The following is an 18,780-nucleotide window of genomic DNA, read 5'->3' on the forward strand; positions in this document are numbered from 1 at the left end:
TCACTCGCGTCCCAGATCCCTGTGCACAACCTTGACCGCCACGCCGTCCTCGGACGCCAGACGCGCTGCCAGCTCCTCCGACAGGGCCACACTGCGGTGCTTGCCACCGGTGCACCCGATGGCGAGCGTCAGGTAGCGCTTCCCTTCACGCCGATAGCCGGCACCGATGAGCCTGAGGAGCTCGTGGTACCGGTCGAGGAACTCGTCCGCGCCCTCCTGCGACAGCACGTAGTTGCGCACCTCGCCGTCGAGCCCGGTCTGCTCCCGCAGCTCGGGGATCCAGAACGGGTTCGGCAGGAACCGCACGTCCATGACGAGGTCGGCGTCCATCGGCAGCCCGTACTTGTACCCGAAGCTCAGCACGGTGACCCGAGTCCGCGACGCCGCCTCGGAGCCGAAGGTGTCCTCGATCTTGGCGCGCAGCTGGTGCACGCTGAGGGCGGACGTGTCGAGCACCAGGTCGGCTTCCTGCTTGAGCGGCGTGAGCAGAATCCGCTCGGCCTCGATGCCGTCCTGCAACCGCCCGTCCCCCTGCATGGGGTGACCACGCCGCACCGCCTCGAACCGGCGGATCAGCACGGCGTCCGTCGCCTCCAGGAACAACACCCGCGGCTTGTACCCGCGAGCGTCCAGATCCTTGATGATGGACGCCAGGTCCTCGGTGAACGCGCGACTCCGCACGTCCATGACGACAGCGACCCTGGTGATGGCCCCACGCGCCTGCGCACCGAGCTCGACCATGGTGGCGATGAGCTCGGGCGGCAGGTTGTCCACGACGAACCAGCCGAGGTCCTCCAGGCACTTGGCCGCGGTGCTGCGGCCCGCACCGGACAGCCCGGTCACCACGGCGACTTCGATGCCGGACTTCTCCGCGTTCACGACTACGACTCCGTTACCTGTTCATGAGCGAACTGGCGCTCTCGTTTGGGCAAGCCTTGCGTTGGTGGCGCCGCTCACGGCACGCCTCAGGTGTGAGTCTCCACCCGTATGGTCCTTGCGCGCGGCAGGTTCGGCAGTTGAGACGCCTGCGCCGTGTCCGCGATCACGCCACGCACACCTCATGACCTGCCCGTGGGGTTGAGACGTCTCGTGTGCCGGGTCGGTTGTCGTCGCCCAGATCGTTGTTCGGAGGGCGGGGGTGTGCGGGGCGGGTGGGACGTGCGGGGCCGGTGGGGACGGCGTGACCGGTGCGGCGAATGAGGTTCGCGCCGCCGCCCCTCCGCTGCTGGGCGGCTCACCGGCAAGTCCTCCGCGTGGGCGGCGTTCGGCTCGGGCAACTCGCTGGGGTGCAGTACCTTGCCGATGTCGTGGGTGGCGGCGCTCCGCCACCGCGGACGGGCTCACCGGCACGACCTCCGCCGCGGCAGAGCCTGGTTCCGGCAAACCGCTGGGGTGCGGCGCCTTTCGGCGTCGCGGGTGACGGCGTAACCGCGGCGAATGAGGTTCACGCCGCCCCGCCACCCCGGAGAAGCTCACCAGCACGTCCCCGGCCTGGGCAGAGCCCGGTTCCCGCAACCCGTTGGGGTACGGCACCTTTCCGGCGCCGCGGATGGCGGCACCACCCGGCACGTCCGCCACCTGAACAGACTTTGGCCCCGACAACCCGCTGAGGTGCAGCACCTTTCCTGCGTCGCGGCAGGCCGCGCCACCCAGCGCGGCGGCCGTCACCCGGTCCCTCGGCTGGCCGGCCACGTCGTGCACCGCGCGGAGCGACGCGGCTTCCGCGACTGCGGGGCCCTCGGTCAGGGCGCGGGTGGCCGGGAGTGGGCTCATCGGGGCTTGCCCTCGGACGCCGGGGTGGCGAGGGTGGCCACCACGGCTTCGGCGGTGCGGCGGCCCACGCCGGGGACGTCGCTGATTTCGTCCACTGTGGCCTCACGGAGTTTGCGGACAGAGCCGAAGTGTTTGAGCAGGGCGGCTTTGCGGGTTTCGCCGAGGCCGGGGACGCCGTCCAGCTCGGAGGCGATCATGCGCTTCGAGCGTTTCTGGCGGTGGTAGGCGATGGCGAAGCGGTGGGCCTCGTCGCGGACTCGCTGGAGGAGGTACAGGGCGTCGCTGGTGCGCGGGAGGATCACCGGGTCGGGCTCGCCGGGGACCCAGACCTCCTCCAGGCGCTTGGCCAGGCCCACCACGGCCACGTCGTTGATGCCGAGTTCGGCGAGGACGTCGGCCGCCGCCACGGCTTGGGGGCCCGCGCCGTCGACCACCAGGAGGTTGGGCGGGTAGGCGAACTTGCGGGGTTTGCCGGTGTCCGGGTCGATGCCCGGGTTGGGGCCGCCGGACGCCGTTTCGCGGAGCATCGCCTGGAAGCGGCGGCGGACCACCTCGGCGATGGAGGCGACGTCGCCCTCGGTGGCGGCCTCGCGGATGGCGAAGCGGCGGTACTCGGACTTGCGGGCCAGACCGTCCTCGAACACCACCAGCGATGCCACGACGTCGGTGCCCTGGACGTGGCTGATGTCGATGCACTCGATGCGGAGTGGGGCCGTGTCGAGCATCAACGCGTCCTGCAGCTCCTGCAGCGCTGCCGAGCGGGCCGTCAGATCGCCGGCGCGGCGGAGTTTGTGCTGGGCGAAGGCTTCCGCGGCGTTGCGGGCCACGGTTTCCATCAGCGCGCGCTTGTCGCCCCGTTGCGGGACGCGGAGAACGACTCGGGAGCCGCGTTGTTCGGACAGCAGGTCCTCCAGCGCCGAGGCGTCGTCCGGCAGCACCGGGACGAGGACCTCGCGCGGCGTGCTTTCCGTGTTGTCGCCGTAGAACTGCATGATGAACTGGTCGACCAGGGCGGCGTCGTCGACCGCCTCCACCTTGTCGAGCACCCAGCCCCGCTGGCCGCGGACCCGGCCGCCGCGGACGTGGAAGACCTGGACGGAGACCTCGAGCTCGTCCTGCGCGAACGCCATCACGTCCGCGTCCGTGCCGTCGCCGAGAACGACCGCCTGCTTTTCCATGGCACGGCGCAACGCGCCCAGGTCGTCGCGCAGCCGTGCCGCGCGCTCGAACTCCAGCTCCTCGGCGGCCGCCGTCATCTCGCGTTCCAGGCGCCGGATCATGTGGTCCGTCTTGCCGGCCAGGAAGTCGCAGAAGTCCTCGACGATCGCGCGGTGCTCGTCGGCGGAAACCCTGCCCACACAAGGCGCCGAGCACTTGTCGATGTACCCGAGCAGGCAGGGGCGCCCGATCTGGTTGTGCCGCTTGAAAACCCCGGCGGAGCAGGTGCGCGCCGGGAAGACGCGCAGCAGCAGGTCCAACGTCTCGCGGATCGCCCACGCGTGGGCGAACGGGCCGAAGTAGCGCACGCCCTTCTTGCGGGGCCCGCGGTACACGTGCAGCCGCGGGTAGTCCTCGAACAGCGTCACGGCGAGAACCGGATACGACTTGTCGTCGCGGTAGCGGACGTTGAACCGCGGGTCGAACTCCTTGATCCAGTTGTATTCGAGCTGCAGCGCCTCGACCTCGGTGGTGACGACCGTCCACTCGACGGAGGCCGCCGTCGTCACCATCTGGCGGGTGCGCGGGTGCAGGCCGGCGAGATCCGCGAAGTACGAGTTCAGCCTGCTGCGCAAGCTCTTCGCCTTGCCGACGTACACGACCCGGCCACCGGCGTCGCGGAACTTGTAGACGCCGGGAGCCTCGGGAATCGTGCCCACCGCGGGGCGGTACGTCGAAGGATCTGCCACGTGTTCAAGACTAACGACGTGGTCTGACAGAAACCGAAACGGTCAGGTCAGCACGACCTGGTCGCCGTCGACGCGCACGCCGACGGCGCGCAGTCCCGACGTCGCGGGGCCCTTCTTCACCTTGCCGTCGGAAGCACCGAACTGGCTGCCGTGCGAAGGACACGTGATCGTGCCGCCGGAAGGCTCCCCGACCGTCGAACCCTGATGCGGGCACGTCGCGTCGTACGCCTTCACCTCGGTGGCGGACAGGCGTGCCACGACGATCTTCGTGCCGCCGGGGCCGTCCACGACAGCGCCGCCGCCCTCGGGGACATCAGCGAGCGCCACGAGCTTGGCGGGAGAAGATCCGGCAGAACCAGTCGGAGTGGAACCACCCTTCGTGGGCGTGGATCCAGTGCTGGGAGAACCCGACGAGCTGCACGCGGTCACGAGACCGCTCGGCACGGCGAGTGCGACGACGATGCCGCACAGCGCCGCCCGCCTGCTGACCGGGCTTTCGGTGTTCACGACCGTTCCTCCGTGGTGGTGGGTGTCCGGGGTCACACCACAGCATTACGCGAACCGGTCAGCGAGAGTTCAGCGCGAAGCCCAATGCACAGCAACCTCACAGGTATCAGGCGAGCACGAGATCTTCACCTGAAAGCGCGATAGCGACCGAAGTCAGTCCCGAAGCCGCAGGTCCCTTGCGGACCTCGCCGGAAGAAGGGTCGAAAGCGCTCCCGTGCAACGGGCAGGTGATGACACCACCGGCGGGAGGGTTGACCAACGAGCCCACGTGCGGGCAGGCGGGGTTGAAAGCGCGGAACTCACCCGAAGAAGGCTGCACGACCAGCAGCTGAGCGTTACCGGGCATGTCCACCAGCACACCGCTGCCGACGGGAACGGAAGCGGCGGGAGTCACGCGATCGCCCGGCCGGGCGGTCCCCACGCCACCCGTCTTGCGAGGAGCGGGCTCGCCACAGGCGCTCAGGGCGGCAGCGAGCCCACACAACATCAACACAGAACGACGGTCCACGAGCGCCGATTATCGGCGCTGGTCCTCCGCGGCAGCCGTCCGGGCCAGCGCGAGCACGGCGGTGAACGGCGGGAACCAGTGCCGCGAGTGCGACGGCGGGTTGGCCCAGCGGAGGGATCCGTACCTGGTCATCGTGGGTGGCAGCGCGATCCGGTGCGGGGATCGCACGAATTGGACCTCCGGCGGTGCCTTCAGGTGCGTGGGGAGCAACGCCACCAGCTCGGCCAGGAAGATCCAGTGTTCGCGGGGTCCGGGGATGACGGTGACGGGGCCGGCGAGCATGCGCGACTTCAGGTCGGCGAGCACGCGCGACCCGATGCGCGCGGGCATCGCCAGCGCGGTGGTGGCGGGCCCGAGGGGTAGGAACACACCCTGCTCGGTGACGGTCACCTGCCAGCCGAGCAACCGGTAGCCGGCTACGGCCTCCCCGATCGCCCGTTCGTGTCCCCTGTTCTGTGGGATCCGGGCACTCCCCGTGCCGGTCTCCGCTGTCGTCATGCTCATCGGCGGTCGTCCTCCCCTTTGGTGGGTCAGGCACTGGCAACGCCACGGGGATCGGCCCGCGACCTGCGATGTGCAGAGTGCGTCGCACTTCGCGCCAACACCACTCGGCCGGTGCATGAGCCTCATGCAGCGAACGCATGAAGCTCATCCGCCGCACGGAGGTATCCGTACTGCGACACGCGAATCCATTACGTCTTATGCATGAGATGGATGGACTGACGATCACGTCTCCGTACACTTGGAAAACGCTCAGTGACGGGGGCGATGCCGATGGATACCGCGAGACCCAAATCCAGGCGCGCTTGCCCGTGTGGGGCGTTCATCGCCGCTGACAACACCGATCGGCTTTGTCACCGCTGCCGTCGCAACGCTCGTTCCAGCGTGCACGGCCCGCCAGAGGTCCCCAACGACTTCTGGGACCACCCCGCCATCGTGGCCGCCTGCTCCGACCGCGACATGGGTGCGCTGATCTCCGCGTACCGGCATCACCCCCAGCACCTGAGCCGCGTCACGCAGGACCGCATGGCGGCGTGGCTCGGCATCAGCCAGGCGCAGCTGTCGCGTTACGAGTCGGGCGAGAACCAGATCGACCGGCTCGACCGGCTGCGCCACTTCGCGCTCGTGCTCGGGGTGCCCGGCGAACGACTGTGGTTCGACCGCGCCGTCATCCCAGCTCAGGTGGGCTCCCCCGAAACCGGCCCGCCAGATGTGCTCGGCGCTCCGTGGGAGGCGACGAGCATTGCCCGTTCGGTCGAGGAGACGGCGAGGAGCGACTTGGCGATCAGCAGACGAGCGGCGCTCACGGGAGCGGCCGCGGTGACGGTGGGGTCCGCGCTTGTCGAGCCGCTGCAGCGGTGGTTGCACCCCCTGCAGAACCTGTCGAAGTGGTCGTCGCACTCGGCGATCAGCGAGGAGGAGCTCGTAGCCCTGCAGCGCGTCGCGGACGGGCTGCGCGGCTGGGGCGGCCGCGGTGGGTACGGACTGGCGCGCAAGGCCGTGCTGGGTCAGCTCGACGAGCTGGCCGAACGGCTGCAGCGCGCGCCTGCGGGTCCGACGACGGAACGGGCGTTCTTCATCGGCGCCGAGCTGTCCAAGGTGGCGGCGAGCATGTCGTTCGACCAGGGCCTGCACAACGCGGCCCAGCGCTACTACGTGCTGGCCGTCCGGATGGCGAAGGCGGGCCACAACGACGGTTTCGCGGCCCTGTGCCTCGCGGCCATGGCGCGGCAGATGTTCGATCTCGGCAGGCCGGAGGACGGGCTCGAACTGGTCCAGCTCGGCCAGTACGGCACGCGCCGCACGGGCACGCCGACGTTGAAGGCGTTGCTCCTCACTCGTGAGGCGTGGGCGTACGCGCAGATGGGCAAGGTCCGCGAGTTCCATCAGGCCGTCGGCATGGCCCAGGACAGCTTTTCGCAGCGAGCAGAGGACAACGAGCCGCGTTACCTGCACAGCTTCGACGAGGCCGAGCTGGAGGGCGTGATCGGGGCGCGGTGCCGCGACCTCGCCATGCACGATCCGGCCCAGGCCGTGTTCGCCGAGCAGCACATCCGGCGGGCACTGGAGCTGCGGGACCCGTCGAAGGTGCGCAACCGCGCGTTCGACGTGATCGGACTGGCGCGCACCAAGATGGTCGCGGGAGACCCGGAGGCAGCGTGCGGGTTGATCAACGATGTCCTGCCGACCGCGGCGAGGCTCTCCTCGGGGCGCGTGCTCCGCAAGCTGGAGGACTTCGCCAAGGAAGCGGCACGACACCGCCACATCCGCGCCGTGCAGGAGACACGGGACGCCATCAGAGCGATCCGGACGGCTTGATGCGGGTCGGTATCACCGGACACACCAACCTGGTGCCCGAGTGCGTCCCGGCCGTCCGGGCCGCGATCACCGAGGTGCTGGAACGGCTCGGGCAACCCCTGGTCGGCGTGACGTGCCTCGCGCCGGGCGCCGACCAGGTGTTCGCACGGGCGGTGCTGGGCCTCGGCGGCCAGGTCGAGGTCGTGCTGCCGGCGCTCGACTACCGGGACAAGCTCAAGCCGCATCAGGTCGCCGAGTACGACGAGCTGCGTGCGGCCGCCACGGTCGTCAGCGTCCTTCCGCACATGTCGTCCGGCCGGCTCGCCTACGTGGCCGCCAACGAACGCATGCTCGCGTCGGTCGAGCTGCTGGTGGCGGTGTGGGACGGGGTGCCGGCGCAGGGCAAGGGCGGGACGGCGGACGTGGTGGAGCAGGCGCGGGCGTCCGGCGTGCCGATCGAGGTCGTGTGGCCTCCGGAAGCACGCCGCAAGTCATAGCCGGCCGAACGAGATCATCGCGGTGGTACCGCCGATGATCTCGCCGCTCGCAGGTTCGAGCGCCTCACGGGCGGCCGCGGCGAGCACCTCGTCGCCGCGCTGCTCCGCGATGCGTGCCGTGATCCACCACAGCACCTCGTAGTAGTGGTCGGCACGCGGCGTCGGCACGTCCCGGTCCGCCATCACCAGCGCCTCGGCCCACGGCCGGTACGGCCCCCAGTCGAGCGTCAGATCGGGAGGAAGTCCCAGCGACAGCAACGCCAGCGGCAGGAACCCGGCCTCCACGCCGGGCATGCATGAGAGGTCCAGCGCGCGATAGCCGGCCTCATCCGGCGCACGCATCAACCGGAACCCCGCGGTGAAGACGTGCACCAGCGGCGTCTCGTGGATCTCGGCCAGCTGCTCGACCGCGGCCGCATGACGTGCGGCCGCGGTGAAGTCCCCCAACGCCGACCATGCCTGCATTCCCACGAGATGCCCGAGGGTCTCGTACGCGGGCAGGTCGTGCCGGGCAGACACCTCGATCAACTCGGCAGCGATCCGCGCACGTTCGGCGGACCGTCCAGGCTGCTGGAACGACTGCATGAACCGCGCGTTCAACGCCACCACGAGCACGGCCGGATCACCCAGCTCACGGGCCAGCCGTTCGGCCTCGCACGCCGCCTCGGCCGCCCACAGGTCCCGCGTCCCCCGATGTTCCAGGGCGATCACGGCGAGCAGCCGCGCCCGCAACGCGACCGGCGCATCCGCGGGCAGCAGCCGCAGCGTGCGGCGAGCCGCCTCGACCAGCGCCCCAGCCCGCGCGGCGTCGTCCGGCACGGTCCAGTTCGACGGCACGTCGTAGGCGGTCAGAACGCGAGCGGTGAGCAGGGGGTCGCCCAGCCGCTCGGCCTCGGCGACCGCGGCGAACCGCTGTGCCTGAGCCAGCGCCAAACCGCCCGTCAACGCGGCTTCCCCAGCGACCACACTCGCGGACCGCAACCGCGCGTACGAGCCACCCCGAGCAACGGCGTGGCGAAGAATGTCGTCCTCGGCGCGGTCGAGATCGGGCACGGCGTCCAGCCCGAACCGGTCGACCAGCCTGCCGCGGGCCTCGCGCAGCACGTCCAGCGCCTCGACCTGCCGCCCGTCCTGGTACAGCGCGTGCGCCAGCAGGACCTGGGCCTTCTCCCGCCACGGATGCGCCGCGGCGAACGATGAGAGCTCACAGACCAACGACGCCCCACGGCCTTGGTCGAGCAGTGCGCGCGCACGCAGTTCCAACAGCCGAGCGCGCTCCTGCAACACCCACGGCGACGGGTCGAGATCGGCATAGGGCTCGCCCCAGCTGACGGACGACGGCGACTTCTCGAACCGCCACACGTCCACGTCCGCAGCCCGAAGGACATAGCCGCGACCAACCGTCTCGATGACGTCCGATCCCAAGGCCGCGCGCAGCTCCGACACGAACGTGCGGACCGCACCAACAGCACCAGCGGGCGGGTCCTCCCAGAGGTCGTCGATCAGCGCCTCGAGCGACACGACCCGGCCACCGGCCGCCACGAGACGACCGAGCAGCTCACGGCGGCGTTTGCTGCCGACGGCGACGACACGACCATCAGTGCCGATGACCGTGACCGGTCCGAGCACCCTGATCTGCACGAACGTGGATGCTAATCGGCTGCTGATCAGGCCGCCCGATGCTGACCACATGAAGCTCCACACGACAATCACCGGCGAGGGTTCGCCGATCATCCTGCTGCACGGCTTCCCCCAGACCCACCTGATGTGGCGGCACGTCGCCCCGGAACTCGCCAGGAGCCACACCGTCATCTGCCCCGACCTGCGCGGCTACGGCGCCAGCGGCAAGCCGCGGGACGGTTACGACAAGCGCACGATGGCCCAGGACGTCATCGACCTGGCCGACGAGCTGAATGTCGGCAGGTTCGCGCTCGTCGGCCACGACCGGGGCGTCCACGTGGCCTTCCGCGCCGCCCTCGACCACCCGGGCAGGATCAGCCACCTCGCCCTGCTCGACAGCGTCCCGGCCTACGACACCTGGAACGTCCTGCACGGACGCGAAGCAGCGGTGGCGTTCCACCTGTACCTCATGGCGCAGCAGACCGAACTCCCGCAACAGATGATCACCAACAGCGCCGACGCGTACTTCGGCCACTTCCTCGACGCGTGGTCGACGAGCCCCATGCCGGCCGAGGTCCGCAACGAGTACCTCGAAGCCTGCAGGAACGCGATCCCGTCGATCATCGAAGACTTCCGCGCCCTCGCCACCGTCGACGTCGAGCACGACCGCGCCGACCTCGACGCGGGCAGGAAGCTCACCATGCCCGTGGCGGTCATGCAGCAGGACTGGGGCAGCCAGCTCGGCTTCGACCCCACCGAGCTCTGGCGCAAGTGGGTCACCGACCTCCGCCACACCACGACCAGTGCGGGTCATTTCATGGCCGAGGAGGCACCGGACGAGGTCGTTCGGCTCATCAGGGACCTCGTTGCTCCGGATGAGGGAAGTTCGTCGGCAACCGGACCAACTCAGGCGACAGGTCTGGCGGCCCACGGGGCTCGTTGATCACGATTTCGGGGCATGGCAGCCGAACCGTTCGCCCGCCTGGCCGACCGCCAGCACGCGCTGCGAACAGCATTACGGGCACTGCAGGCAGCGGGACCCGGCAGCCCCGACTTCCCCTCCCTCCTCGCCGACACCGGCAAGGAGGTCGAGGCCGTCCTGCAGGCCCGCCACGACGTCGAGGCGGCCCGCCTGACCATCCCGAACAGGGCGATCGCGGCGGGTACGGCCATCGCGGCCCTCGTCGTGGTGATCGGCTGGTTCGACGGCTGGTCCCTGCTGTCCGTCCTGCTCGCGGTGGCCGTCGCGGCCGCGGTGCTCGTGGATCCCACCGGCCACGGGATCTGGGAGCCGCGGGCGAGGACGGCGGCGATCGCGGCGGCCGGACTGGCGGTCCTGCTGACGCCGTTGGCGCACGGCTGGGCCGCCCTGGCCGTGGTGGCGGGCGTCGCGTGGTGGGCGTGGAGGATCCGATGAAGAACATCGACCCGGTCAAGGCCCTGGACGACAAGGTCGAGCGGCTCAAGAAGGACCTCAAGTCCCTCGGTGATCGCATCGACAACGCCCAGACCGACGCGGCACAGAACAAACTCAGCACCACGAACCAGATCCGCGACACCACGCGCAAGATCGCCAAGACCAACGACCGCGTCACCGAACTCGCGGACAGCGTGCACCGGCTGGAGCGGCTTCTGGTGGCGCTCAACAGGAAGGTCCGCGCGGGCGAGACGCGGAAGGCGGACTTCGACAACTGGCCGGAGATCGGCAAGCCGCTCATCGCCAGGATTCTCGCGGGCCAGGAAGCCTACGCGCGCAGGACGTTCACGCCGCAGGAAGCCAAGACCAGGCGCAAGGCCATCTCCGAGTACGACCGGCTGGCGCACGAGGCGATCGACGCCGCCGAAGCGCTGACGACGCTGCCGCCGAACGCGGAAGCGTTGTGGCGCAAGAAGTACAAGCAGTGGCAGGCGATCGCAGGCAAGCAACGCCCGGAAGCACCGGACGAAGACGAGCACGCCAAGGACACCGCTGTGAAGTCAGCGGGCAACGAAGCCATCGCGGAGGCACGCGAGCTGATCCGCACCCGCATCGAGGACGCGGTCGCGAACGATCTGCTCTTCCCGGCGTGGTTCGAGAACATGCTCGGACCGGCCGCACCGCCCGGCAAGGCGGACGATTGGCTTTACACCGCAACGGATGTCGTGTTGTACCGGCTGCTGCACGACGTCACGAGCCCGGCGAACGCGCTCGGTCGGGCGCCCCAGGAACAAGGGCATCGCAGAACACTCCACGACCGGTTGATCGTGGAGTGCGCGGACTACCGCAAACCGTGAACTCGGGCAGGGCGCTGTGCCTGACTGCCGCTCCTCCGGAGACGGCGGTGAGTTCGCCTTTGAGTCGGTCGTCCGGCCGAATCGCTCGCACCGAATTGGGCTTCGCCGAATTCGGCACGAGCGGTTGACCGGACGACCGACGCGAACTCACTGTCCGGTGTCGCTCACGCTTCAGGCCAGCTCAAGGCTGAACCGGTGCTTGTCGGCGTCCACCATGAGCACCTTCACCTGCACGGTCGAACCGACCTCGGGCTGCTGGCCGTGCAGAAGCCCGTGTGCACCGGCGGGGTGCTCGACGAACGAACCGAACGGGAGGGTCTTGACGACCTTTCCCGAGAAGACATCACCAACGTTGGGAAGCATTGCGCATCACCTCCTCTCCCGAGCGCGTATCCCAAGACGGATAGCGCGGGGGCAGGAGGGGCCCTGATCAAGTCAGGGCCGGGCAACCGTTCCGCTCACGGCACAAGGCCGACCCGGCAGTCATGCCACGAACATTAACCACCACAGGCCGTTGTCCGCAATGGAATCTAGAATCCGTCACATGCTGGAGACGTCCGCACGGCTGCTGAAGCTTCTCTCCTTGCTGCAGGTGCGGCGCGACTGGACGGGCCCCGAGCTCGCCGACCGGCTCAGCGTCGACGTCCGCACGATTCGCCGCGACATCGACAAGTTGCGCAGTCTCGGCTACCCCGTCACGTCGCTGCCCGGCGCGACCGGCGGCTACCAGCTCGGCGCCGGCGCGGAACTGCCGCCGTTGCTGCTCGACGACGACGAAGCCGTTGCCGTGGCGGTGGGGTTGCGCACCGCGGCCAACGGCACGATCGCGGGCATCGAGGAGACGTCGATCCGTGCACTCACGAAGCTCGAACAGGTCCTGCCGAGCCGGTTGCGCCGGCGGGTGCAGGCGCTCCAGGCCCACACCACTCCCCTGACGGCCGCGGGCCCCACGGTCGACCCTGAGACGCTCACGATCATCGCCGCCGCCTGCCGCGACCACCAGCAGTTGCGGTTCACCTACTCGCCAACGCAAGGCGAGCCCACCAAACGTCTCGTGGAACCGCAGGGCCTCGTGCACACCGGCCGCCGGTGGTACCTGGTCGCCTGGGACTCGTCCAAAGAGGACTGGCGGACGTTCCGCGTCGACCGCATCACCACGGAACCGACGCTCGCCGCCCGCTTCTCGCCGCGCGAACCACCGGCGGAGAGCCTCGGCGAGTTCGTGTCCCGTCAGGTCTCCTCGAACGTCTACACCTATCAGGCCGTGCTGACGATCCACGCCCCGCTGCGGGCCGTCGCCGAACGCACCTCGCCGATGTCGGCGTCACTGGAACCGATCGACGACAGCTCGTGCCGCATGATCACCGGCGCCGACACGCTCGACCGGATCGTGTGGCACATGATGTTCCTGGGCTTCGAGTTCGACGTGCACGAGCCCGCGGAGCTCAGGGACCACGTGAACGCCATCATCGGCAGACTGCGGAACGCGGTTAGAGTGCAGTCGTGACAGTGGACTTCGCGACCGCGGCGGATCCGTTCCGCCGTGAGCTGCTCGCGCACTGCTACCGGATGCTCGGCTCGCTGCACGACGCCGAGGACCTGGTGCAGGAGACGTACCTGCGGGCGTGGAAGGCGTACGGCCAGTTCGAGGGTCGTTCGTCGGTGCGCACCTGGCTGTACCGCATCGCGACGAACGTCTGCCTCACCGCGCTCGACAGCCGCGCCCGCAGGCCGCTGCCGTTCGACCTGTCCGCGGGCGCGACCCAGAACGACCCGCTGACCCAGGACCACGAGATCCCGTGGCTGGAGCCGTTCCCGACCGATCCGGCCGCGATCGTCACCGAACGCGAGTCCACCCGGCTCGCGTTCGTCGCCGCGCTCCAGCACCTGCCGCCGAGGCAGCGCGCGGTGCTGATCCTGCGCGACGTGCTGCGGCTGACCGCCGCCGAGACAGCCGACCAGCTCGACATGACGGTCGCGGCCGTCAACAGCGCCCTGCAACGGGCCCACGCGCAGCTCAAGGACCTCACCGAGGACGCGGTCACCGAGCCCGCGGACGCCAAACCGCTGCTCGACAGGTGGGTGAAGGCGTTCGAGGCCAAGGACATCCCGGCGATCATCGGCATGTTCACCGAGGACGTCGTCTGGGACATGCCGCCGTACCCGCAGTGGTACAGCGGTCCGGAGATGGTGGCGTGGCATCTCACGAACCAGTGCCCTGCCGTGCCCCACGGCGCGCGCATGATCGCGGTGGAGGCGAACGGCCAGCCCGCCTACGGGCTGTACCTGCGCGAGCAGGACGGCGTGTTCCGGCCGTTCAACCTCCAGGTGCTGGAAGTCAGGAACAACCGGATCACGCACGTCTCGTCGTTCTTCGACCTCAGTCTGTTCCCGCGATTCGGGCTGCCTTCGACCGCATGAACTCGGACTGGTCGAGAGCCCGGTTCACGACCCGCAGGTCACCGATCCAGCCGTACAACGACTTCTCCACGACCTTGTTGTACGCGTAGGCACCGACGAGCCACGGGTCGCCTGCGGTCGAGATGCCGCGCGCGGGCGTCGAAGGGTTGCGCAGCAACGGAGATCCGTCGACGTACAACGTGGTGTGCGTGCCGTCGTTGACGACCGCGACATGCCACCACGTCTCGTACGGCATCTCGTGGCCCCAGTTCGTCGAGATCCCCGCCTGGTCGCGCGGGAAGACCGCCCACTGCAGACTGCCGCCGCCCGCGAGGTTCAGCGTGGCGATCGGCTCGCTCGGGTCGTCCCCGGTCTTGCCCGCGGCCGATCCGGGTGAGAGCTTGGTGAGCAGGCCGCACCACGGGTGGTCGAAGTCCTTGGGCAGCTTGAGGAACAGCTCGATCGTGTACCCGCGCTCGAACGTCTCCCGGTTCAGCGGCGCCGACTCCACAGTGGACAGATGGCCGTTCTTGCCGAAGTACAGCGAACGGTGCGACGGCGCGAACCGGTGGTGGTCGTCCCCCGCGGTCAGCGTGCCGGTCTGCTTCAGGTCGTTCCCGTTGCCCGACAGGTCCTTCAGCCCCTCGCCGAGCCGCCAGTACGCGACGGTGCCGGGCACCAGCACGTCGCGAGCGGGCTGCGCCGCGGGCAGCACCGGCGGGTCGAAGCGGGCGAACCGCTGCTCGAAGTCGATCGGAACGCTGAACCGGTCGGCGGGTCCGGTCAGCTCGATCTCCTTGCGCTCCAACGGGTTGAGCGAGCGCTTGCCCAGCAGCCACGGCGACAGCGTCCGCACGTCGATCGTCCGGCGGTCGAGGTCGAAGTGGTAGAGCCGGATCATCGCACCGCCGCCGTAGTAGCGGTCCTGGTAGTTCGTGATGTGCACATGGACGTCGTTGCCCGCGGTGTTGCGCAGCGTCGCGCGTGCGGGCGGCCAGAAGTGCCCGTTCAGCGTCAGGAAGACCTGGTCGTTGTCCTTGATCAGCTCGTCCCACAGCTTGCGGCCGTAGTCGGACATCACCGCGGCACCGTCGCCGCCGTCCTGGACGAGCTCGTGCGTGGTGAGGATGACGGGCAGCTTCGGGTGCTGCTTCAGCACGTCACGCGCCCACGCGAACCCCTTGGTGGACATGCGCCAGTCCAGCGCCAGAACCAGCCACTCCTTGCCCGCTGCCCGGAACACGTGGAACGAGTTGTAGCCGTCGGCGCTCGCACCGCGGAACGTCGGCGAGTGCCGGAACCGCTGCGGCCCGAACCTGTCGAGGTACGGCGTGCGGCCGCGCTGGTCGTCGGTGCGCGAGTCCGGCAGGTCGTGGTTGCCCGCGAGCACGCTGTACCCGACGCGGCGCCGGTCGAGCACCTCGAACCGCTCACTGATGTCGTCGATCTCGCTCTTCAGCCCGTTCTCGACGAGGTCGCCGAGGTGGCTGACGAAGACGATGTTCTCGGACTTCTGGTGGTCGATCAGGTACTGCAGCGTGGCTTTCATCGGCGCCGAGTCGCCCCGGTCCTGGTCGAACATGTACTGCGTGTCCGGGATCACGGCGAGGGTGAACCGGCGTGGCCCCCGGTCAGGACGGCCGCCGAGAACGATGTCAGCCGCTGCGGAACCGGGCGTGACCAGGGCGGCAGCGGCGGCGGTCGCGCCGGTGCCGAGCAGGAAGGAGCGGCGGGACGCGGTCATGGCGCGGAGCGTAAGCAAGCTTTACCAACACCAGGCGAACGGCGAGCGAAACCTGCGCCGCGCAAACCGCACGCGGGGCCCCCGCGTACTCCAGGAGAGTACGAAAGCTCCCCGCGTACTCGATAGCATCGCGAACTATGTCTTGGGGGATAGTGGCGGCCGGGTGCGTGGTCGCACTGGGCGGGCTGTTGCAGGGGTTGATCGGCTTCGGGCTGGCGCTGATCGCCGTGCCGTTGATCGCGCTGCTCGACCCGACTCTGCTGCCGGTGCCGGTGCTGATCGTGGCCATCGCGCACGCGTCGATGTCGCTCGCCAGGGAGTTCAGCCACGTCGACTGGCACGGCGTCGGCTGGGCGATGCTCGGCCGCCTGCCCGGCACGCTGATCGGCATCTGGGTCGTCGACGCGCTCGACCCCAAGGGGTTCGGGCTCGTCGTCGGTGGTTCGGTGCTGGGGTGCGTGCTGCTGTCGATCACCACGTGGCGTCCACGGCCCCGGCCGAAGTCCCTCGTCACAGCCGGGTTCGCGAGCGGGTCGTTCGGCACGGCGACGTCGGTCGGCGGCCCGATGGTCGCGCTGCTCTACCAGAACCAGACGGGCCCGCAGGTCAGGGCGACCCTGGCGGCGTTCTTCGTGCTCGGCTCCGGCGCGTCGGTGATCGGGCTGCTCGCGGCCGGGCAGGTCACCGCGCACCGGCTGTGGACGGGAGTCGCGCTGATCCCGTTCCTCGTCGCCGGGTTCCTGCTGTCCGGGCCGTTGCGGCGGAAGGTCGACGCGGGCGGCATCCGTACCCCTATGTTGATCGTGGCCGGGGCGAGCGCCGTCGTGCTGATCGTGAGGAGCGCACTGCTGTGATTCGGCGGACGATCATCTTCGGCGCGGCACTCGCGGCGCTCGCTCTGATCAACGATCAGATGCTGTGGCTGCCATCTCTTCAGTTCACCGCACTGGCGATCTCCGTGCTGCTGGTCGTCGTGGCACCACGACCAGCCTGGGTCGCGCTCGTGATCGCCGGGCTCGCCGCGTACTCGGTCCGCTCGGTGTTCCTGATGGTCGACTTCGGGCAGCTCGATGCCGTCTGCCTCAACGGCAGCGCGATCTGCGGCGGCACCCAGCCCGACTGGTACATCGCCGACGAGAAGACCTACTCTCCCGGCGTCACCGGGTTCTTCCTCGAGCTGCCCGTCGTTCCGGCGTGGCTGATCGTCGTCGGTGTGCTGGGCTGGGCGATCCGGCGTCGCAGCTGGCGGACCGCCGTCGCGGGCGCGCTGTACGGCGCCGCGGTGGTGTTCCTGCCGCACGAGGCGCCGATCGTGCTGTTCGCGGCGGCAGCGGCTGCTCTGGGCCCGCGCAAGGACGTCCGTTACCTGATGGGCATCGGGGTTCTGGCGCTCGCGTGGACAAGCCCGTTGGTGGCCACGATCGTCGCCATCACGGCCACGCTGGCGTTGACGATCTGGGCCCTGGTCAGGAAGGACGTCGTCAACGGTGCCGTGGCCCTGCTCGCACTGGCCGCGGCCTCGGTGACGCCGTACCTCAGCGCGGGAGTGCTCCTGGCCGCCGCGGTGACGGCGCTGTACCAGCACCGCCACCGCGTGCGGATCGATCAGGCGAACGGCTGAACGTTCGGCTGGAACACCGAGCCCTCAGCCGGCGGAATGAGGTCCACCAGGTACTTCGCCACGGCCGCGTCGGTCGCGGCCGAGCGGCCCAGGATGCAGTGGCCGAACGAGTCGACGCTGATCAGCCGCGCGTTGCCGAGCTCCTTGACCATGCGCTGCGAGAACAGGTACTGCGTCGCCGGGTCGTAGTAGTTGCCCACCACGACGACCGGGTTGGGCGTCTTGCGGTTCCACGGGCCGATCCAGCGGTCCGGGTGGCGGGTCGGCCACGTCGGGCACGTCAGGAGGTCGGACGCGGCCTGGTAGCGGCCGAACGTGGGCGACTCCTTCTCCCACTTGCTCGCCGTCTGCGCCCAGAAGCGGTTCGTGCGGACGAACGGCTTGTCGGTGCAGTTGACCGCGTAGTACGAGTCGTCCGCGGTGTACGGGGTGTCGGGCAGCGGGTCGACGTCCATGCGGCCACCGCTGTTGTTCAGCGGCGCCGGAAGGTCCACAACGGACTGAACGCCGAAGGTGGTCGCCGCGGCGGCGGACGGGTTGAGCGCCTGGTGGACGCTCTGCAGCCACTGCACCAGCGTCGCGAACCGCGGCACCGAGTACAGGTCACTGGACACGCGGCCGATGACGTCGGCCAGCCCGACCTGCTTGCCGTCCGGCATGGTGACCGGGCCCTTGCCCAGCGCGGTCTTCATGACCTCGAACTTCTGCCGGGCGTTGCCGGCGAACGCGCACTTCGCGACACCGGCGGAGTCGCAGCGCTTGAGCATCGCGTCGAGCGCGATCTCGAAGCCCTTGGCCCGCTGGCGGTCGTACTCGGTGCCGTTGGTCAGGCGCAGCTGCGGGTCCACGTTGCCGTCGATCACCATCGCGCGCGTGCGCTGCGGGAAGATGTTGGCGTACGTCGAACCGATCAGCGTGCCGTACGAGAAGCCGACGAAGTTCAGCTGCTTGTCGCCTACTGCCTCGCGCATGATGTCGAGGTCGCGCACGACGGCCTCGGTCGACATGTGGTTGAGCAGCGGACCGGCGTTGATCTTGCAGTAGTCCGTGTAGGCCTTGGACTGCCGGATGGAGCTCGAGATCTCCTCCGTCGTCCGCGGCAGGGCGTACCAGCCCTCGTTCACCGCGTCGGCCTCTTCCTGGGTGCGGAAGCAGCGCAACGGGTTGCTGCGGGCGACACCACGCGGGTCGAACCCGATGATGTCGAACCGGTCCAGCACGGCGGGCTGGAAGTAGTTCTTCGACACCGCACCGCGGATCAGGCCGGAACCGCCGGGACCACCGGGGTTGAGGAAGATCGAGCCGATCTTCTTCGACGGGTCGTTCGCGGGCCGCTTCATCATGGCGATGCCCGTCTTCTCACCGCGCGGACGCGAGTGGTCGACGGGCACCTCCTGGACGGCGCACGTCAGACGCGCCCGCTCCTCCGGCGTCACGGACGCGGGAAGCGAGGCGAGAACGTCGGCCGCGCACTGCCCCCAGGCGGCGGGTCTGACGGCGGATGCCTCGGTCTGGGCACTCGCCGTGCCCAGACCGGAAACGATGGTGCCGAGCACGAGCGCGCTGGCGAGCGCCGCGCGCACGGCACGCACAGATGCAGGAGATGACGTCACGGATGCACCCCATCACCG

The 18,780-nt window shown here is 69.4% G+C and carries 18 protein-coding genes; 9 read left to right on the plus strand and 9 right to left on the minus strand.

Going from position 1 to position 18,780, the window contains the following annotated elements:
• From rapZ to JOD27_RS31885, 5 genes are all read right to left on the minus strand, one after another.
• The gene (gene rapZ, locus JOD27_RS31865; RefSeq protein WP_204766148.1) at nucleotides 1-858 is read right to left on the minus strand and encodes an RNase adapter RapZ; all 858 of its coding nucleotides are present in this window, start codon (nucleotides 856-858) and stop codon (nucleotides 1-3) included.
• A 911-nt stretch (nucleotides 859-1,769) separates the two neighbouring features.
• A complete protein-coding gene (gene uvrC / locus JOD27_RS31870; RefSeq protein WP_204766010.1) occupies nucleotides 1,770-3,680 on the minus strand; it encodes an excinuclease ABC subunit UvrC in 1,911 nt (636 codons plus the stop codon).
• Nucleotides 3,681-3,722: 42 nt separating this feature from the next.
• On the minus strand, nucleotides 3,723-4,187 hold the full coding sequence (locus JOD27_RS31875) for a Rieske (2Fe-2S) protein (RefSeq protein WP_204766011.1): 465 nt from the start codon (nucleotides 4,185-4,187) through the stop codon (nucleotides 3,723-3,725).
• A 106-nt stretch (nucleotides 4,188-4,293) separates the two neighbouring features.
• Complete coding sequence (locus JOD27_RS45385) at nucleotides 4,294-4,608, minus strand: Rieske (2Fe-2S) protein (protein WP_307830447.1); 315 nt, start codon at nucleotides 4,606-4,608, stop codon at nucleotides 4,294-4,296.
• 96 nt (nucleotides 4,609-4,704) lie between these two features.
• Nucleotides 4,705-5,199 carry a hypothetical protein gene (locus tag JOD27_RS31885; protein ID WP_204766013.1) on the minus strand — a complete coding sequence of 165 codons (495 nt, stop codon included), beginning with the start codon at nucleotides 5,197-5,199 and terminating at the stop codon, nucleotides 4,705-4,707.
• A 381-nt stretch (nucleotides 5,200-5,580) separates the two neighbouring features.
• Between JOD27_RS31885 and JOD27_RS31890 the strand changes: the two genes are divergently transcribed.
• Entirely contained in the window at nucleotides 5,581-7,014 is a 1,434-nt protein-coding gene (locus JOD27_RS31890) for a helix-turn-helix domain-containing protein (protein WP_307830448.1), read from the plus strand.
• Complete coding sequence (locus JOD27_RS31895; protein WP_204766015.1) at nucleotides 7,014-7,490, plus strand: hypothetical protein; 477 nt, start codon at nucleotides 7,014-7,016, stop codon at nucleotides 7,488-7,490. The genes JOD27_RS31890 and JOD27_RS31895 overlap by 1 nt, the downstream gene beginning before the upstream one ends.
• On the opposite strand, the gene JOD27_RS31900 is transcribed toward JOD27_RS31895, so the two are convergent.
• Nucleotides 7,485-9,131: an AfsR/SARP family transcriptional regulator gene (locus JOD27_RS31900; protein ID WP_307830449.1), complete on the minus strand. Its 1,647-nt coding sequence runs from the start codon at nucleotides 9,129-9,131 to the stop codon at nucleotides 7,485-7,487. The two genes, JOD27_RS31895 and JOD27_RS31900, sit on opposite strands and share 6 nt — an antisense overlap.
• Before the next feature lie 49 nt (nucleotides 9,132-9,180).
• Here JOD27_RS31900 and JOD27_RS31905 point away from each other — a divergent pair, with 49 nt between their 5' ends.
• Genes JOD27_RS31905 through JOD27_RS31915 form a run of 3 tightly spaced genes read left to right on the plus strand, consistent with a single transcriptional unit; the run spans nucleotide 9,181 to nucleotide 11,384 of the window.
• Entirely contained in the window at nucleotides 9,181-10,053 is an 873-nt protein-coding gene (locus JOD27_RS31905; protein ID WP_239569824.1) for an alpha/beta fold hydrolase, read from the plus strand.
• 15 nt (nucleotides 10,054-10,068) lie between these two features.
• Nucleotides 10,069-10,527 (plus strand): hypothetical protein, encoded by a 459-nt coding sequence (locus tag JOD27_RS31910; protein ID WP_204766018.1) that lies wholly within the window; start codon nucleotides 10,069-10,071, stop codon nucleotides 10,525-10,527.
• Nucleotides 10,524-11,384, plus strand: coding sequence for a hypothetical protein (locus JOD27_RS31915; protein ID WP_204766019.1), 861 nt, complete (start codon nucleotides 10,524-10,526; stop codon nucleotides 11,382-11,384). The genes JOD27_RS31910 and JOD27_RS31915 overlap by 4 nt, the downstream gene beginning before the upstream one ends.
• Nucleotides 11,385-11,555: 171 nt before the next feature.
• Here JOD27_RS31915 and JOD27_RS31920 read toward each other — a convergent pair whose 3' ends face one another.
• Entirely contained in the window at nucleotides 11,556-11,747 is a 192-nt protein-coding gene (locus JOD27_RS31920) for a S1 RNA-binding domain-containing protein (protein ID WP_204766020.1), read from the minus strand.
• 181 nt (nucleotides 11,748-11,928) lie between these two features.
• Between JOD27_RS31920 and JOD27_RS31925 the strand changes: the two genes are divergently transcribed.
• The gene (locus JOD27_RS31925; protein ID WP_204766021.1) at nucleotides 11,929-12,891 is read left to right on the plus strand and encodes a helix-turn-helix transcriptional regulator; all 963 of its coding nucleotides are present in this window, start codon (nucleotides 11,929-11,931) and stop codon (nucleotides 12,889-12,891) included.
• Nucleotides 12,888-13,805 (plus strand): sigma-70 family RNA polymerase sigma factor, encoded by a 918-nt coding sequence (locus tag JOD27_RS31930; protein ID WP_204766022.1) that lies wholly within the window; start codon nucleotides 12,888-12,890, stop codon nucleotides 13,803-13,805. The genes JOD27_RS31925 and JOD27_RS31930 overlap by 4 nt, the downstream gene beginning before the upstream one ends.
• On the opposite strand, the gene JOD27_RS31935 is transcribed toward JOD27_RS31930, so the two are convergent.
• On the minus strand, nucleotides 13,765-15,528 hold the full coding sequence (locus JOD27_RS31935) for a LamG-like jellyroll fold domain-containing protein (protein ID WP_204766023.1): 1,764 nt from the start codon (nucleotides 15,526-15,528) through the stop codon (nucleotides 13,765-13,767). The two genes, JOD27_RS31930 and JOD27_RS31935, sit on opposite strands and share 41 nt — an antisense overlap.
• Nucleotides 15,529-15,665: 137 nt before the next feature.
• Here JOD27_RS31935 and JOD27_RS31940 point away from each other — a divergent pair, with 137 nt between their 5' ends.
• Together JOD27_RS31940 and JOD27_RS31945 are read left to right on the plus strand one after the other, a co-directional pair.
• Entirely contained in the window at nucleotides 15,666-16,382 is a 717-nt protein-coding gene (locus JOD27_RS31940) for a sulfite exporter TauE/SafE family protein (RefSeq protein WP_204766024.1), read from the plus strand.
• Complete coding sequence (locus JOD27_RS31945; protein ID WP_204766025.1) at nucleotides 16,379-17,149, plus strand: hypothetical protein; 771 nt, start codon at nucleotides 16,379-16,381, stop codon at nucleotides 17,147-17,149. Before JOD27_RS31940 ends, JOD27_RS31945 begins: the two co-directional genes overlap by 4 nt.
• Here JOD27_RS31945 and JOD27_RS31950 read toward each other — a convergent pair.
• A complete protein-coding gene (locus tag JOD27_RS31950) occupies nucleotides 17,134-18,741 on the minus strand; it encodes an alpha/beta fold hydrolase (RefSeq protein WP_307830450.1) in 1,608 nt (535 codons plus the stop codon). The genes JOD27_RS31945 and JOD27_RS31950 overlap by 16 nt on opposite strands.
• Nucleotides 18,742-18,780: the final 39 nt, after the last annotated feature.

This window comes from Lentzea nigeriaca, assembly GCF_016907955.1.
Lineage (GTDB): Bacteria > Actinomycetota > Actinomycetes > Mycobacteriales > Pseudonocardiaceae > Lentzea > Lentzea nigeriaca.